This is a genomic window from Roseateles agri (genome assembly GCF_034043675.1).
Classification (GTDB): Bacteria; Pseudomonadota; Gammaproteobacteria; order Burkholderiales; family Burkholderiaceae_C; genus KK5.
The window spans coordinates 1-1349 of sequence record NZ_JAXCLA010000023.1 but is presented as its reverse complement, the minus strand read 5'-3'; the positions used below and the strand labels follow the sequence as shown (position 1 = coordinate 1349).

Genomic DNA, 1349 nt, shown 5'->3' with positions numbered 1-1349 from the left:
ATGCAGTCGTTCCGGTCCCAGAAATCCTGCAACAGTGGGCCACCGCGCTCGGAGTTTCGCCTATCGCGCTGGAGCGCGCAGTGAAGCTCACCCGCGACGAGCGCTATGCCCCCTCGGGTCTTGGCAGGCCAGCAACGAAGGGTGCCTGGTGAGCGACCTGGCGGTTTGGCTGAACGGCGAGCGGGCGGCCACCTGGACGCAAGCACGCGGCTCCGACTCATTGACCTACGAACAAGGCTGGATTGAGTCGCCGCGCGGACGCCCACTGTCGCTATCCCTGCCATTCACCCCCACAAGGCGGCTCACCGGCGCAGTCGTCAGGAACTACTTCGAGAACCTCCTGCCCGACGCCAAGTCAATTCGCGACCGCCTCGGACGACGATTCCGAGTCAGGCCGAACGATTCGTTCGAGCTTCTCTCGGCAATCGGTCGTGACTGCGTCGGCGCAGTGCAATTGCTCCCTCCAGACACGGAGCCACTCGGGGTTCGATCCGTAAGCTACGAGGCACTTGATCAGGCCCAGATTGCAGAGGTGCTCGCAGGCGCAAGCACTGACAATTCACTCGGGGCCGCCGGCGCCATCGACGACGACGTTTTCCGCATCTCATTGGCCGGGGCCCAGGAAAAAACCGCCTTGCTCTTGCTGGGCGAGCAATGGTGCCGGCCACTCGGCTCGACGCCAACAACCCACATTCTCAAGCTGCCGCTCGGCTTGGTCGGCGGCATGAATTCCCTCGACATGCGTGACTCGGTCGAGAACGAGTGGCTGTGTTTACATTTGCTCGAAAAACTGGGCCTGTCAACGGCTCGCGTCGACATCGCCAAGTTCGGAGAACAAAAGGTGCTCGTCGTGACGCGCTTTGACCGCGAGTGGATGGATGATGGATCCTGGATCGCCAGGTTGCCTCAGGAGGATTTTTGCCAAGCCACAGGCACGGCTCCCGACAAGAAGTACGAGAAAGACGGTGGGCCTGGCATCGCCAAATGCATGGCCCTGCTCGGGGGCAGCGAGGCGCCAATCGATGATCGCGCACGTTTCCTTCTAACTCAACTCGCATTCTGGATGCTCGCGGCAACCGACGGTCACGCGAAGAACTTCTCAGTGTTCATGCTCGCTGGAGGCGCTTACAGGTTGACGCCGCTCTACGACGTACTGTCCGCCTATCCGATCATGGGCCACGGCAAGGGCAAGCTGCCCCACCAAAAGGCTCACCTAGCGATGAGCGTGAGAGGAAAGTCCGCGCACTCGCAACTGGACTACGTGAAACCACGCCACTGGGCCCTAGAAGCGCGACGCAGCGGAGTGCCGGATATGTTGCGCGCGATGGTCTGGCTTGCAACCACGGTAC

Annotated in this window: 1 protein-coding gene; it reads left to right on the top strand. The window is 61.7% G+C overall.

All coding sequences use genetic code 11. The features are described 5' to 3' along the window. Nucleotides 1-148 precede the first annotated feature (148 nt). On the top strand, nucleotides 149-1349 hold a 1201-nt coding region (locus tag SNE35_RS32025), incomplete at its 3' end, for a type II toxin-antitoxin system HipA family toxin (protein WP_320427132.1).